The sequence below is a fragment of the Enterobacter sp. C3_dUdeg genome, assembly GCF_057536195.1.
Map to the genome: position 1 here is coordinate 1 of NZ_BAAKFX010000024.1, position 623 is coordinate 623.

1 rRNA gene is annotated in these 623 nt (G+C 52.6%); it reads left to right on the top strand.

The features are described 5' to 3' along the window. Window positions 1–623 (top strand): 23S ribosomal RNA (locus tag AC27FC_RS23050); the annotation flags it as partial.

Here is a 623-nt window from a genome sequence, read left to right on the forward strand (position 1 = left end):
GTGGTGTGACTGCGTACCTTTTGTATAATGGGTCAGCGACTTATATTCTGTAGCAAGGTTAACCGTATAGGGGAGCCGAAGGGAAACCGAGTCTTAACTGGGCGTTAAGTTGCAGGGTATAGACCCGAAACCCGGTGATCTAGCCATGGGCAGGTTGAAGGTTGGGTAACACTAACTGGAGGACCGAACCGACTAATGTTGAAAAATTAGCGGATGACTTGTGGCTGGGGGTGAAAGGCCAATCAAACCGGGAGATAGCTGGTTCTCCCCGAAAGCTATTTAGGTAGCGCCTCGTGAACTCATCTTCGGGGGTAGAGCACTGTTTCGGCTAGGGGGCCATCCCGGCTTACCAACCCGATGCAAACTACGAATACCGAAGAATGTTATCACGGGAGACACACGGCGGGTGCTAACGTCCGTCGTGAAGAGGGAAACAACCCAGACCGCCAGCTAAGGTCCCAAAGTCATGGTTAAGTGGGAAACGATGTGGGAAGGCACAGACAGCCAGGATGTTGGCTTAGAAGCAGCCATCATTTAAAGAAAGCGTAATAGCTCACTGGTCGAGTCGGCCTGCGCGGAAGATGTAACGGGGCTAAACCATGCACCGAAGCTGCGGCAGCGAC